Origin of the sequence: Asticcacaulis solisilvae (assembly GCF_017875235.1) — a bacterium.
In the GTDB taxonomy this organism is placed as follows: domain Bacteria; phylum Pseudomonadota; class Alphaproteobacteria; order Caulobacterales; family Caulobacteraceae; genus Asticcacaulis; species Asticcacaulis solisilvae_A.
In genome coordinates this window covers 89888-102939 of the sequence record NZ_JAGGMI010000011.1, presented here as the reverse complement: position 1 = coordinate 102939, position 13052 = coordinate 89888, and the positions used below count along the sequence as shown (strand labels likewise).

Genomic DNA, 13052 nt, shown 5'->3' with positions numbered 1-13052 from the left:
CTCAGTCTTTCATTCGGTCCAGCACCAGCCGGTATCCTTGATGTGGCATTTCGCGCAGGAACCTGGCGACGCGCGTCACGGTCGTGGTCGAAGCGCCGGTTCGCTCGGAGATTTCGCGATAGCTGAGCTGGCCTTCGTCGAGCAGCCGCGCCACCTTGAACCGCTCGGCAAAGGCGCGCAGTTCGGCCGGCGTGCACAGGTCATCGAGAAAGGCGCGCACCTCCCCGACGTCCTTGAGCATCAGTATGGCTTTCGCCACCGCATCTCTGTCTTCGGCATTGTCGCGCATCTGTATCAACGTGTTAGTGTGTTAGCGTGCTGATACAGATGTGAGGGTGGCTTTGCAAGCGGTTTTCAAAGCAATGTCCGAAAAAGTGTGCAGCGGTTTTCGTTAGATCGGTTGCGACAAAGCAAAAATCACTTTCCGAATCTTTGCTTTGCGGCCAGACCAAGCCCACTGGCGACGCTGGAGAAGCGGTCGCCGTAATGGACGCGGGCATTGGGGAAGGCGGCGCGCATGGCCGCTTCGAAGCCGGGCAGGGCGGTCGAGCCGCCCGTCATGAACAGGGTCTCGATCGCTTCAGGCGTCAAGCCGGCGCGGGCAGTGACGGTGTCGGTCGCGGCGTTCACGACCTTTTCGACGTCATTGTAGGTGGCGCCCAGAAGCGCGGCTCGGCCAATGATATGCGTCCAGCCCTTGTCGACGGCATTGAGATCGACCGTGGTCATCTCGGCATCCGACAGGGCGATCTTGGCCAGTTCGACCTTGTTGGCGATCTCATGGCCAGAATGGTTTTCCAGCACCTTCATCAGGCGCTCGGTCATCGACCGGTCTACCGCCTGATGGTGCAGTTGCCGGACGCCCAGCATCGTCTTTTGCGTATAGAGGAAGTTGATCAGGTGCCAGGTCGAAAGCTGGTGATAGTAGAGGCCGGGCATTTCCAGCCCGCCCTTCAGCTGGCTGCGATAGCCGAGATCGCGCATCAGCGTGGCGAGGCTGAGGCGGGTATCGAAGTCGGTGCCGCCGATATGGACGCCGCCATTGGCCAGGATATCGGAGCTGCCGGGCGCCAGTCTTAGCACGGAGAAATCCGAAGTGCCGCCGCCGATATCGGTGACCAGAACGGTTTCGGCGCCGGTAAGGCGTAACTGGTAATCGCGCGCGGCGGCCAAAGGCTCGTATTCGAAGGCGATGTCCCGGAAGCCCTGCGCCTCGGCAATGCCGCGCAGTTCGGCCTCGGCGCGGGCATCGGCGACATCGTCATTATCGACAAAGCGCACCGGCCGTCCCAGCACGACCTGATCTATACTGTGACCAGTAAAGCGTTCGGCGCGGTCTTTAAGTTCGGCGATATACATGCCGATGATGGCGCGGAAATCCTTGCGGCGATTACCGACCTGGGTCGTTTCGCCGATCAAGCTGGAGCCCAGGATCGACTTCAGGGCGCGCATCAGGCGGCCGTCGTAATGGTCGAGATATTCGGCAACGGCTTGACGCCCAAAGCGCGTCTCACCCGTCTCGAAATTGAAGAACAGCGCCGACGGCAGGGTGACGGAGTCGCCTTCGATCGGCACCAATTGCACGTTCTCGCCTTCTCCCACGCAAACAGCGGAATTGGACGTACCGAAATCGATACCGCAATAGGGTCGGGACATGGCTTGCAACACGAGACAGGAAAGGGGCGCGGTGTTTAGCGTTGTCGCCGCCGAAAAGCGATAGGAAATGTTTGAAATTGGTGGTCACAAAAGCGCTGCAATCGCTTCATAGCGTCGTTATTTCACGGGAGGGCATTATGCGCATTTTCACCATCAGCTTTTTGCTTGCGTTCGCAGCCCCGTCCGCCATGGCTGCATTGCCAACGGATAACCCGCAGGCTTCCGCTTTAGACAATGCGGTGCAGGCGGCGTCGGAGACTTTCTTCGCCGACACCTGCCATGTCGGATTGGCCATTGGCGTCTACAACCAGGGCAAGGTCAGTTTCTACAACTATGGCACGACATCCAAGGTCAAACCCGCTCTCCCCACCAAAGACAGCCTGTTCGAGATTGGCTCGGTCACCAAGACCTTTACCGGCACGCTGGCGGCGAGGGCTCTGCTCGACGGTAAGATGACGCTGGACGGCGATTTCAGGACCTACCTGAAAGACGCCTATCCCAATCTGGAGATGAACGGCAAGCCGATCACCCTGCGCACCCTGGCGGCTCATACGGCCGGGATGCCGCGTGATATTCCCAATAGCGAGGACCTGTTCAAAAATCCGGACTTCGAAAAACTGCCCTATCAATTACAGGCACGCGAAAAGGTTTACGACCGCGACCGTTACCTGAAGGAACTGCGTGATGCGCGCCTGGTCACCGAGCCAGGCCAGACGATGAGCTATTCCAATATCGGCATCAAGCTGGTCGGCTTCGGTCTCGAAGACGCCTACGGCAAGAGTTATTCCGCGCTTCTCGAAGACCAGGTTTTCAAGCCGCTGGGCATGGACGACACCGGCCTGACGGTATCCCGGAAAAACAAGGGCCGCAGGGCGTTGGGCTATGGTCCCACCGGCAAGCCCGCTCCCTATGTCCTGCCAAACCTCGGCGCGGCGGGAGGGCTGATTTCCAGCACGTCAGACATGATGAAATACGCCGCCTGGCATCTGGATGAGGCCAACCCGGTGGTGCGGACTGCGCACACCGTCATTCACGGCGATGAAAAGACCTACGGTGAAACCTTGATGTGGCAGGTGATCACGACCGAAGACGGCGAACGCAAGCTGTGGCAGAGCGGCGGTGTCTTCGGCATGTCAAGCGCGACCATCCTGTTCCCGGACGCCAAACGCGGCTACGTCCTGTTGGCCAATGACGCCTGTTTCGACACTCAGAGCCAGCTTCAGACTCTGGCCCTGTCGGTCCACGCGGCGTTGAAGACGCAGTAGATCAGATCTCGATCAACACGTCGGGCAGTTCATTCGGATTGTTAGGATTCGGCGGGAAATGTCCTGCCAGGGCCACGCCGCAAGCGGCGACCGCTTCGACAAAGCCGGTCGTCAGGTCGCCCGCCTTGATGTGCTTGAGCAACACCGCCACAGTGTCGTTCCACAACGCCTTATCGACCTTCGAATAGATACCTTCGTCGGCGATGACCTCGACGAAGTGCTCTTCCAAAGCGCAGAAGATCATCACGCCGGTACGGCCGGCGGTCAGATGCAGACCGCGTGAATAAAACTGCTCCATGGCCTTTTCGTGCGCCTTTTTCAGGCGTGTCGCCTTGGGCGTCAGCCAGACCTTCAGTGGCGTGAAATTGATAACTGCCCAAGTAATAGCAAACACGACGACCTGCAGGGCGGTCAGGCCCAGCGCCATCTCCCACGTGGCGTACTGGCCGCTGACGCCGATGCTGTGCCAGCCGAGCACGCGGCTGAGCAGGGGTTCGAGCCAGGCGTGCGGCATCAGGCCCATGCCAGCGGTCACCAGCGGCGCCAGAAGCGTCAGGGCTGCCGCCCAGCCGATTGGCGTGGCGCTGTAATCCAGAGCCTTGGCGCGGACGACGCAGGTGATTTCGCCGGAGGTCGTGGCTTCCGCCTGGGCGATGGCCGCATTGACGCGGGCGTGGTCGATTTTCAGCTGTGACATGTCCGCTTCCCCTACCAGCTACCCGACGATCCGCCGCCGCCGAACGATCCGCCGCCGCCGGAGAAGCCTCCACCGAAGCCGCCGCCGCCACCACTCCAGCCGCCGCCACCACCGCCACCAAGGACGTTGCCCAGCAAGAACCACGGCAGCCAGCCGCGCGAGAACAGGATGAAGATGATAATAATGAAGATGATAACGCCGATCGGCAGGCCGCCGCGTTCACTGCGTTCGGACTGGACGTTGGCGGCCGCCTGCGCCTTTTGAATGGCGACATTGCGATCGATCGACAACTGCTGGATGACGGCGTCCGTGCCGGCTTCGACGCCGCCGTCATAGTCGCCCGACTTGAACTTAGGCAGGATGTCGCCCTGGATAATCATGTGCGACATGGCGTCGGTCATGACTGGCTCCAGGCCGTAGCCGACCTCGATCCGCACCTTGCGCTCGTTGGGCGCGATCAGCAGGATCAGCCCGTTGTCCTTGTAGGTCTCGCCCGTCGAAGCCTTGACCTTGCCGCTTTGGCCCACACCCCAGTGGCGGCCAAGCTTGTAGCCATATTCCTCGATCTCGTAGCCCTGCAGGCTGTCGACCGTGACCACCAGCATCTGATCGGTGGTGGTGTCCTCCAGGCCCTTCAGCTTGAGTTCGAGATCCTGTTCGGTGGCCGGCGACAGGATATTGGCCTGGTCGACCACGCGCTTGCCGCCGTGGTCGGGGAATTTCGGATCGGCCAGCGCTGCCGTGGCGATCCATGCCAGCGCAAAGACGATAAGCGCGAGCCAGGGCAAGGCCACCCGGTTCAGGCGGGTTTTATGGATAGAAAACGCCGTCATGGCTGAGTGGCCTTGTTTTTATGGATTTAGTGAGCCGAGGCTGGAGCGGCAGGCGCTGCCGGTTGGGCCGGTTGCGCGCCGATGTCGGAGAAGTCGACGGTCGGGGCGTTGGCGGCGGCCGGCGCGGCGGCGAAATATTCCATCGGCTTGGACGAACCATACATGGTCTTGGCCCAGATGATGGTCGGGAAGGTACGCAAGGACGTGTTATAGTCCTGGGCGGCGGTGTTGTAATCGCGGCGCGCCACGGCGATGCGGTTCTCGGTGCCTTCCAGCTGGCTTTGCAGCGACATGAAGGCGGCGTTCGACTTCAGGTCCGGATAGCGCTCCTGGATGACCATCAGGCGGCCGAGCGCCGACGACAGGCCATCCTGGGCGGCCTGATATTCCTTGAACTTGGCGGGATCGCTGACGGTCGACGCATCGACCTGGGCGGTGATCTGGGTGGCCTTGGCGCGGGCTTCGACCACTGCGGTCAGCGTCGTGCGCTCTTGCGCCGCGGCGCCCTTGACGTTCGCGACCAGTTGCGGCACCAGGTCGGCGCGGCGCTGATACTGGTTCTGAACCTCGCCCCAGGCCGCCTTACCGGCTTCTTCCTTGGTCGGGATGGTGTTCATGCCGCATCCGGCCAGACCGAATGCCAGGGCAGCCCCGGCGGCAAGGCCGGCGACGAGACGGACAACGCGCTTCGAAATCATTTAGGACTCCCTCTGTGACCTATTTTGACAGAGAGCATATGATACGCCCCCCGCATCAGTCTGATATGGTGGGTCATACCCCATTTTGTAAAGCCTAGGAAGGGGAATGGTTAACCGCCTGATCTCAGCTCTCAGGACATGGCCCGACGCCGGGGGCTGAAGGCTGTGCGCGGTCGTTTCCACTGTGGGGCTGGCGGGGATCGCCGTCGTCGCGGGCCTTTCGGGCCTTGCCCGCTGGCAGCCGGATTTTACGGACTGGCCGGTGCGTTTCGCCACCATCCTGCTGGTGCCGGCCGTGACCGAAGAACTCATCTTTCGCGGCCTTTTGACGCCCACGCGCGGCGAGAGCGGCCATGACCCGTGGTGGTTGCTGGCCGGATGGGCGGCCTTCGTCGTATGGCATCTGGTCGAGGCACTGACCTTTCTGCCCGGCGCGGCGTATCTTTTCCTGCGGCTGGATTTTCTGGTCTGCGCCGGATTGCTGGGGGCGGCGTGCGCCCTCATGCGCTATCGCACCGGCTCGCTGTGGCCGGCGGTCCTGCTGCACGGCGTGACGGTCTTTATCTGGCAGACGGCGCTGGGCGGGCCGGGATTCGCCCGCCTCCAGGCCGGATAATCAGTTGCGCAGGTCCTTGTGCATCAGATAGTCGGTAAAGCCGTAGGCGCCGATGCTGACAGGCACTTCGCGGTCGATATTGAAACCATGATGCAGGCAGAAATCCACTGCCGCCTCCTGCACCTTGTGCACGCAGACCGACATGGCGTGGGCGGGCAGGAAATAGTCCTGAACCGCCTGGATGAGAATCTTGCCGAGACCCAGGCCGCGATAGTCGGACAGGACGTAGAGCTTGGTGATCCAGACGCGGCCGTCTTCCATGTGCGCGGCGGCGAAACCGACATCCGTCTGGCCGATGCTGACGACCCAGTAGATGTGGCCGCTTTCGGTCATATCCTGTTCCAGGACGTCGAGATCAAACTGACTGGTCAGCATCTCGTCCATATGGTCGGGAGGAATGAGATTGTGGTGGCACTTCGGCCAGATCTGCAGGGCCAGGTCGCGGACAATATCGAGTTCGGCAAGGCTGATCGGACGGGTACGGGGCGTATAGGGCATTTGGGCTCCCTGTTGTCTATACGTTAGTACGGGCAAGTCAGGACGTCGCGGGTCTGTGCCGGCTTGAGCCGTTAAGGCGGCGTTAACCGCGTTTAACAGCGTATTAATATCTACCATGGATGAGAGTCGCCGGACAGGCGACGAGCGCCGAAGTCACGCGTTTGTTTACGCGAGACGGATAGTTGTGAGCAGTGAAACGCGTGCAATGCCTGGTCAGCACTACCGGTACGATAAGAAATTTCGTTAAGAGGCGGTAACCAATCGTCGCGAGAATAGTAATCGCTGAGCAGCTAGACTGCCTTCTGCATCACATAGTCGGTAAAGTCGTAGGGGCCCATGGTGACCGGAACCTCGGCCTCGACCTGAAAGCCTGAACGCAGATAGTAGTTGATCGCCGGTGTATTGTCGCGATTGACGTACAGCGCCATGTCCTGGATGGTCAGGGATTGGAAGTGCGCCAGCGCGGCCGCGATGAGCGCCTTACCAAGACCAAGTCCCCGGTGATCGTCACGGACATACAGCTTCTTGAGCCACAGCCGTTCGCCGTCGCGATAGGCGGACGCATAGCCGACATCGACGTCGCCGTAGCGCACGACCCAGAAGACATGGCCCTGTTCCAGCATCTCGCGCTCAAGCGCGTCGGTGGCGTAAAGGACGGCCAGCATGGCGTCCACGCGATCGGGACCAATGATGTTGCGGTAGCATTTCGGCCAGATAACCAGCGCCAGTTCGCGCACGATTTCCAGTTCGTCGACGCCAATTCTGCGGACGCTCGATGTCGTCATGTCCGGATCCCTGTGTCTTGTTCTATAGGGCCTGTTTTTTGTCACTATGGGGACAAATGAACTGATTTCCAAGACGTAAGGGCCGTTTTTGCGTTAAAAGCCGACCTATTCGCGCCTTTGGAGGGGAAATGAAACGACGGATCGCGGCCATGACGTGCCTGCTGCTGGCGGCCTGCGAAGGCCAGCGCGTCGACACGGTCGACCAGGCGCTGGCTTACTGTAACGCCCGGCCCGCCGGAAAGCTGAGCGAGACGGACGCGAAGGACCTCTTCTGCAAGGGGCGCGATGGTGAAACTCCGGCGGAGCTTGGCGATCTCAGGAAAAGCGCGGAGATGGGCTATGCGCCTGCCCAGGTCTATCTCGGCTACAGCTATCACCATGGCGAAGGCGTCACGGCGGATGGCCGCGAGGCGCTGAAATGGTACCTGAAGGCGGCCGAGCAAGGCTCAGCCGAGGGGCAAAACCAATATGGCTATGTGCTTTTCTACGGTGACGGCGTGCCTGAGGCGCCGGCGAAGGCCGTACCATGGTTCCGCAAGGCGGCCGCTCAGAACTATACCCACTCCCAGACCCTGCTGGCCGAGGCCTATTATGAAGGCAAGGGCGTGGCAAAGGATTATAATGAGGCATTCCGCCTCTACAGCCTGGCCGCCGACAACACCCATTCCTTCGCGATCTTCATGACCGGGATGCTTTACATTCGCGGTCACGGCGTGGCGAAGGACGAAGCCAAAGGCGCGCGGTTGGTTCAGAGGGCCGCGGAGATGAACATCGTCGATGCCCAGGTCGAACTCGGCCGGCTTTATGAAAAGGGCATCGGCGTTAAGGCAGACGATAACGCCGCGCTGATATGGTACGAAGTGGCGGGCATGAACGGCAGGGATACGGCGGACGAAGTTGCCGCCATCTCGGCGCGCCTGTCGCCCGAGGAGGTCAGGCAGGCGCAGGCCGACGCCGAAATCAACCTGACCCAGGCCGAGCGAAACGCGGGTTAGGCCGCCGATGGCAAGTTTAGCGCCTCGGCGACCGCCTTATAGGTAATCTGACCGGCCGAGACGTTCAGCCCTGCGCGCAGGTGCGGATCGGCGGCCAGGGCCGCCGACACGCCCATCTGCGCCATCTTCACCACGAAGGGCAGGGTGGCGTTGTTGAGCGCCAGCGTCGAGGTCCGCGCCACGGCGCCGGGCATGTTGGCGACGCAGTAATGCACGATGTCGTCGACGATGAAGATCGGATCCTGGTGCGTTGTCGGATGCGAGGTCTCGAAACAACCGCCCTGGTCGATGGCGATGTCGACAAGCACCGCGCCGGCTTTCATCGTCTTCAGCATGGCGCGGCTGATCAGCTTGGGCGCGGCGGCGCCCGGGATCAGCACCGCGCCGATGACGAGGTCGGCTTCCGTAACGGCCTGGGCCAGGGCGGCGCGCGACGAATAGGCCGTCTTGACGCGACCGCCGAACATCTGGTCGATCTCCACCAGCTTGCGGGCATCGACATCGAAGACCGTGACATCGGCGTGCATGCCTGCCGCCATCTGGGCGGCATTGATGCCGGACACACCACCACCGATGATGACGACCTTTGCGGGCGCCACGCCCGGCACGCCGCCGATCAGCACGCCACGGCCGCCGAATGCCTTGTGCAGATAGGTCGCGCCGACATGGACCGAGATGCGGCCGGCGACTTCGGACATGGGCCTGAGCAGGGGCAGGCCGCCCTGGGCCTCCGTGACCGTCTCATAGGCGATGCAGGTGGCGCCCGACGCCATCAGCGCTTCGGCCTGGGGCTTGTCGGCGGCGAGATGCAGATAGGTGAAAAGGGTTTGATGCGGTTTCAGCCGCGCGCATTCGGGCAGTTGCGGTTCCTTGACCTTGACGATCAGATCGCCGGCCGCGAAAGTTTCCTCCGCCGTGGGACAAATGTGCGCGCCGGCGGCGATATAGTCGGCGTCGGAAAAGCCGATGGCGGCGCCGGCGTCGTGCTCGACAAAAACCATGTGGCCAAGGCGCGTCAGCTCCGCGACGGAGTTGGGGACCAGTCCGACGCGGTACTCGTGGGTCTTGATTTCCTTCGGTACGCTGATCTTCATGGCGGTCGCTCCAAACCGGTTGAAAATGAAATTATAATCCGGTTCTGGTGGCAAATTTTCGAAACTTAATGATTTGCCACGGCGGTCGCATGGAGATATTCTCAATTTCATGGCTGGCAGTGATAAATTTTCCGATCTGGATTCTTTCGACCGCGAACTGATCAAGGTCCTGCGCGGCGACGCCCGCGCCACCTCGGCCGACCTCGGCGAAGCCGTCGGCCTGTCGCCGTCGGCCGCTCATCGCCGCGTCAAGATTCTCGAGCAGAAGGGCGTCATCACCGGCTATCGCGCCGTCATCGCCGAGAATGTCCAGGGCAAGCAGGGCACGGTCTTTGTCCACGTCACGCTGCAGGACCAGCGCCGCGAGACCTTTGAAAAGTTCGAGAAGGCGGCGGTCGCCTGCGCAGCCATCGAGGAATGCCACCTGATGTCGGGCGAGGCGGACTATCTGCTCAAGATCGTCCTGCGCGAAAGCCTGTCCTACGAGGACGTCCATCGTGATGTCCTGTCGACGATGCCGGGCGTGTCCAAGCTGGTGTCGCAGTTTTCGATCCGCACTGTAAAGATGGGCTAAGGGCACGCGCTAGATAACTCTTAGACAACCCCTGGCTTTTGATTGGCTGCGGAAGGGGGATTTCCGGAGCTAAACAAATAGCTCAATCTAAAGTCATTATGCTTCAGGATCGCCCGTCGACCGTTTTCAGAATTAGCGCGCGGTCCTTCGGCGACAGCTTGTCGGCGGCGTCGAGCAGCATGCCCTCGGCCACGCCTTGTGCGGCATTAGTCTTGGCGCGCAGATCCTCGAACCGTTTTTTCGCTTCGGCGCGGTTATAGTTGGGGCTGGCGATATAGTGCGCCAACTCGCGTCTTGCCTGATGCGCTTCCTTTAGGCGCTGATGCAGCAAGGGCCGCGCCTGTTCCAGACTGGGGCGGACAGCGTCCTGCGAGACTTGGGGCAATTGCTGGATGTGTTGTTCGGTGAGCGTAACCGGGGCGGGCTCCACCTTATGTGTCCGCATGCGCAGCAAGGCCGCGCCCTGAACGAGATTGAGCGCGATTAGCACGGCGATGACGCCGCCGATAACAAGGCGGTTATTCATGTCGCGGCGTCCGCCATCAGCGCCACTCCGGCGACATTGACGGGAGCGTCTGTCGGGACGCCGCCCATCCCGAAGCCCAGCAGCAGGCAGGCCATGCCCGCCGCCAGCTTGTAACCCAGGCCATAACGCCAGTCCGAAAGACCGCGCGTCAGTTCGTCCATCAGCCTTTCCGGCCACGGGCGCACCTGAGGCAGGGTCAAAGCGCCGGACAGCATGCGATCGGCGGCGGCGGGAGCCATGCCGGGCACTTGCCATTGCCGCAATCGCGTCTTGAGTTCGTTGTCTTCAGACATCGCCTAAACTCGCTTTCAGGGCCTTGCGGGCGCGACACAGCAGCCCTTCCACTTGCTTGAGATTGAGAGACATGATGCGCGCCGCCTCGGGCTGCGTAAAGTCTTCGTAATAGCACAGCACGACCGCCGTCTTCTGCTGTTCGGGCAGGGCGGCGACCGCGGTGGCGATGCGCCGGGCCTCAAAGCCGCGCATCCAGGCGGCGTCGCTGCCTTCTTTCGCATCGGCCAGCTGTTCGGCCAGGTCGTCGATATCCGCAGCGTCGGGCGGGCGCCGGCGCATGCGGTCGAGCGCACAGCGGACAATTATGCTGTAGAACCAGGTGGAAAAGGCCGCACGGCCGGCATCAAAACGCGCAGCGTTGCGCCACACCTTCGACAGGCCGTCCTGGACGGCCTCTTCGGCGTCCTCACGATTGTGGGTGATGCGAAAGGCTATGGCATGGCCCTTAGCCATATGGCGGCCAGCCAGCAGCCGGAAGGCCAGGGCATCTCCGCGGGCCACGCGGGCCATCAGGTCGGCATCGGACGGCGAAACCGTGCTGGTGACGGTCGCGGCACGTGCCGGAAGCCGGAACAGGTCAGGAAAAGCGCGGACAGCCTGGGGCATCGGGAAACACAACCTGCGTGGCGCTTGGGGTAGACCGGGAGACCACGCCACGCAGGTTTGCACTCCGCCTGTGGCGGAATTAGGCCGGCTTGTTCGCGGGCTTTTCAGCCTTCTTGTGGTGCTTGTGCGCCTTGGCCGGCTTTGCCGTTGTCGAGGCGGCGGGGGCCTTGGTGGCCGGCGACGCCGCCGGCGCGGCAACGACGCTGCCGGCCAGAAGCGCGGCGGCGACGAACAGGGGGGCGGCGATCAGAGTTTTCGAGGTCATGAGCTGTGTTCCTTAGGGTGCCAGAACAGGCGGGGATCATTGTCCGCCTGTCTCTGATACGCACGCTTTCGGCGGTTCCCCCTCGAACAGACAAAAATTTTTTCGCTGCCTCTCACGGCAATGAAAAACTCCCGAAAGCCCAGCTTTCGGGGGTTTTCGAAGTCCCGGTCTCCACCCTGCAGGCGGTCGTCCGGGCCTTGATTAGGCTTGGATGAGCGTCACTGTAGCGTCGGCTCCACGACTTCCTGTCGCATGAGCGACTTGATACGCTCGATTTCTTCCTTCAGCTTGAGCTTCTTTCTCTTAAGCTCGCCGAGGTATAAGGAGTCCACGGAGGGCGAACGCTCTTCGCGGGCTATGATGGATTTGAGGGATTGATGACGTTGGTCGAGTTCGCGCACTCTCGCTTCAATGGTCATTAGGTTATCCTTCGCTTCACGCCGGACACCGCGTCCGGCGTGACTATGGAACACCCGTAAACGGGGAATGTAGAATCACTTTGAGTTACATAAGCATCACGGAAACGAGAGAAACTTGGTTAGACAAAGCTTAAATGCGAATTGTCCGTAGCCTGCATAAAAACCATGACAGAAAATAAAGTAACACAAAGACTTACTGTTGCGATTAGCGGTGCCTCCGGCGCCATCTACGGTATCCGGGCGCTTGAGATGTTGCGCCGTGCAAGGATCGAGTCGCACCTGGTCGTTTCCAAGGCGGCAAGCCTGTCCCTGACGGCTGAAACCGACCTGACCCTGGCCGAAGTTCATGCCTTGGCCGATGTGGTGCACAAGTCCGCCGATATCGGCGCCTCGATCGCCTCGGGCTCGTTCAGGACGCTGGGCATGCTGATCGCGCCGTGCTCGATCCGTTCGATGAGCGAGATCGCCACCGGCGTGACCTCGTCGCTGATCAGCCGCGCCGCCGATGTCTGCCTCAAGGAGCGCCGGCGCCTGGTGCTGATGGTGCGCGAAAGCCCGCTGCACCTTGGACATTTGCGCACCATGGCGGCGGTGACCGAGATGGGCGCCATCGTCGCCCCGCCCATGCCGGCCTTCTATACGCGGCCGCAGAGCCTCGACGAAGTCATCGACCAGAGTGTCGCGCGCGCGCTCGACCTGTTCGGCATCGAGACCGGCATGAAGCGCTGGGGCGAGGACATCAGCCTTGACGACTGACCTCTGGGACTGGGCGGTGAGTGTCTATGGTCGCAATGAGGTGGCCGAGGCCTGCCTTGTGCTTCAGGACGATCACGATCAATGCGTGCCGCTGCTGCTGTGGGCGGCGTGGCGGGCGCATGAGGGGCGCGGCATCGATGCGCCGGAGGCCGTGAAGGCGGCGGGAATCGCCCGCATCTGGGCCGATGAGGTCATAGCCCCCTTGCGGCAGGTGCGCCGCCGCCTGAAAACGCCGCTGGAAGAGGGCGATGAGGCCCTGCGTCTGCCGCTGCGTGAAAAAATAAAAGGGATGGAACTGGAAGCGGAACGTGCGCTCATGCGTCGGTTGAGCGACGTGTCTCAAGAAAAACCTTATTTAAAACAAAGAACTGATGAGGCGCTTGTGGCCGTGGCGCGCGCATGGGCGGCGAATGTGCCAAAAGAGAGGCTTAACCGTCTTGCCGAGGCCCTTACCAAGGCGTGATTTTTGCGTTAT

The 13052-nt window shown here is 61.5% G+C and carries 19 protein-coding genes; 6 read left to right on the top strand and 13 right to left on the bottom strand.

From position 1 onward, the window contains the following. Position 1 precedes the first annotated feature (1 nt). Together J2X24_RS17195 and J2X24_RS17190 are read right to left on the bottom strand one after the other, a co-directional pair. Positions 2 to 289, bottom strand: a complete 288-nt coding sequence (locus J2X24_RS17195; RefSeq protein ID WP_209724358.1) for a YerC/YecD family TrpR-related protein — start codon at positions 287 to 289, stop codon at positions 2 to 4. A gap of 128 nt (positions 290 to 417) precedes the next feature. Next, the gene (locus J2X24_RS17190; protein WP_209724356.1) at positions 418 to 1656 is read right to left on the bottom strand and encodes an Hsp70 family protein; all 1239 of its coding nucleotides are present in this window, start codon (positions 1654 to 1656) and stop codon (positions 418 to 420) included. 137 nt (positions 1657 to 1793) lie between these two features. Here J2X24_RS17190 and J2X24_RS17185 point away from each other — a divergent pair, with 137 nt between their 5' ends. Then, positions 1794 to 2921: a serine hydrolase domain-containing protein gene (locus J2X24_RS17185; protein WP_209724354.1), complete on the top strand. Its 1128-nt coding sequence runs from the start codon at positions 1794 to 1796 to the stop codon at positions 2919 to 2921. Between the two features lies 1 nt (position 2922). Here J2X24_RS17185 and J2X24_RS17180 read toward each other — a convergent pair whose 3' ends face one another. The 3 genes from J2X24_RS17180 to J2X24_RS17170 are packed head-to-tail and all read right to left on the bottom strand — an operon-like array spanning position 2923 to position 5149. Further along, positions 2923 to 3618, bottom strand: a complete 696-nt coding sequence (locus J2X24_RS17180; protein WP_209724352.1) for a TPM domain-containing protein — start codon at positions 3616 to 3618, stop codon at positions 2923 to 2925. An 11-nt stretch (positions 3619 to 3629) separates the two neighbouring features. Further along, positions 3630 to 4451 (bottom strand): TPM domain-containing protein, encoded by an 822-nt coding sequence (locus J2X24_RS17175; protein WP_209724350.1) that lies wholly within the window; start codon positions 4449 to 4451, stop codon positions 3630 to 3632. Positions 4452 to 4477: 26 nt separating this feature from the next. Further along, positions 4478 to 5149 (bottom strand): LemA family protein, encoded by a 672-nt coding sequence (locus J2X24_RS17170; RefSeq protein WP_209724348.1) that lies wholly within the window; start codon positions 5147 to 5149, stop codon positions 4478 to 4480. Between the two features lie 262 nt (positions 5150 to 5411). Between J2X24_RS17170 and J2X24_RS17165 the strand changes: the two genes are divergently transcribed. Beyond that, complete coding sequence (locus tag J2X24_RS17165) at positions 5412 to 5765, top strand: CPBP family glutamic-type intramembrane protease (protein WP_209724346.1); 354 nt, start codon at positions 5412 to 5414, stop codon at positions 5763 to 5765. Here the strand turns inward: J2X24_RS17165 and J2X24_RS17160 are convergent, their stop codons facing one another. Together J2X24_RS17160 and J2X24_RS17155 are read right to left on the bottom strand one after the other, a co-directional pair. Further along, entirely contained in the window at positions 5766 to 6263 is a 498-nt protein-coding gene (locus J2X24_RS17160) for a GNAT family N-acetyltransferase (protein WP_209724344.1), read from the bottom strand. It abuts the gene before it with no gap. 290 nt (positions 6264 to 6553) lie between these two features. Next, on the bottom strand, positions 6554 to 7048 hold the full coding sequence (locus J2X24_RS17155) for a GNAT family N-acetyltransferase (protein WP_209724342.1): 495 nt from the start codon (positions 7046 to 7048) through the stop codon (positions 6554 to 6556). Between the two features lie 128 nt (positions 7049 to 7176). Here J2X24_RS17155 and J2X24_RS17150 point away from each other — a divergent pair, with 128 nt between their 5' ends. Further along, on the top strand, positions 7177 to 8043 hold the full coding sequence (locus tag J2X24_RS17150; protein ID WP_209724341.1) for a tetratricopeptide repeat protein: 867 nt from the start codon (positions 7177 to 7179) through the stop codon (positions 8041 to 8043). On the opposite strand, the gene ald is transcribed toward J2X24_RS17150, so the two are convergent. Then, entirely contained in the window at positions 8040 to 9137 is a 1098-nt protein-coding gene (ald, locus tag J2X24_RS17145) for an alanine dehydrogenase (protein WP_209724339.1), read from the bottom strand. The genes J2X24_RS17150 and ald overlap by 4 nt on opposite strands. Positions 9138 to 9246: 109 nt before the next feature. Between ald and J2X24_RS17140 the strand changes: the two genes are divergently transcribed. Then, positions 9247 to 9711 (top strand): Lrp/AsnC family transcriptional regulator, encoded by a 465-nt coding sequence (locus J2X24_RS17140; RefSeq protein ID WP_209724330.1) that lies wholly within the window; start codon positions 9247 to 9249, stop codon positions 9709 to 9711. 103 nt (positions 9712 to 9814) lie between these two features. Here the strand turns inward: J2X24_RS17140 and J2X24_RS17135 are convergent, their stop codons facing one another. From J2X24_RS17135 to J2X24_RS17115, 5 genes are all read right to left on the bottom strand, one after another. Then, the gene (locus tag J2X24_RS17135) at positions 9815 to 10237 is read right to left on the bottom strand and encodes a periplasmic heavy metal sensor (RefSeq protein ID WP_209724328.1); all 423 of its coding nucleotides are present in this window, start codon (positions 10235 to 10237) and stop codon (positions 9815 to 9817) included. Then, positions 10234 to 10530, bottom strand: coding sequence for a hypothetical protein (locus J2X24_RS17130; protein WP_209724326.1), 297 nt, complete (start codon positions 10528 to 10530; stop codon positions 10234 to 10236). The genes J2X24_RS17135 and J2X24_RS17130 overlap by 4 nt, the downstream gene beginning before the upstream one ends. Continuing rightward, positions 10523 to 11137, bottom strand: a complete 615-nt coding sequence (locus J2X24_RS17125; RefSeq protein ID WP_209724324.1) for a sigma-70 family RNA polymerase sigma factor — start codon at positions 11135 to 11137, stop codon at positions 10523 to 10525. Before J2X24_RS17125 ends, J2X24_RS17130 begins: the two co-directional genes overlap by 8 nt. 79 nt (positions 11138 to 11216) lie before the next feature. Then, positions 11217 to 11402, bottom strand: a complete 186-nt coding sequence (locus J2X24_RS17120) for a hypothetical protein (protein ID WP_209724321.1) — start codon at positions 11400 to 11402, stop codon at positions 11217 to 11219. A gap of 218 nt (positions 11403 to 11620) precedes the next feature. After that, positions 11621 to 11821: a DUF465 domain-containing protein gene (locus J2X24_RS17115; RefSeq protein WP_209724319.1), complete on the bottom strand. Its 201-nt coding sequence runs from the start codon at positions 11819 to 11821 to the stop codon at positions 11621 to 11623. A gap of 165 nt (positions 11822 to 11986) precedes the next feature. On the opposite strand from J2X24_RS17115, the gene J2X24_RS17110 reads away from it, so the two are divergent. Beyond that, positions 11987 to 12577 carry a UbiX family flavin prenyltransferase gene (locus J2X24_RS17110; RefSeq protein ID WP_209724318.1) on the top strand — a complete coding sequence of 197 codons (591 nt, stop codon included), beginning with the start codon at positions 11987 to 11989 and terminating at the stop codon, positions 12575 to 12577. After that, positions 12567 to 13040: a TIGR02444 family protein gene (locus tag J2X24_RS17105; RefSeq protein WP_209724316.1), complete on the top strand. Its 474-nt coding sequence runs from the start codon at positions 12567 to 12569 to the stop codon at positions 13038 to 13040. Before J2X24_RS17110 ends, J2X24_RS17105 begins: the two co-directional genes overlap by 11 nt. The last annotated feature ends 12 nt before the right edge of the window (positions 13041 to 13052 follow it).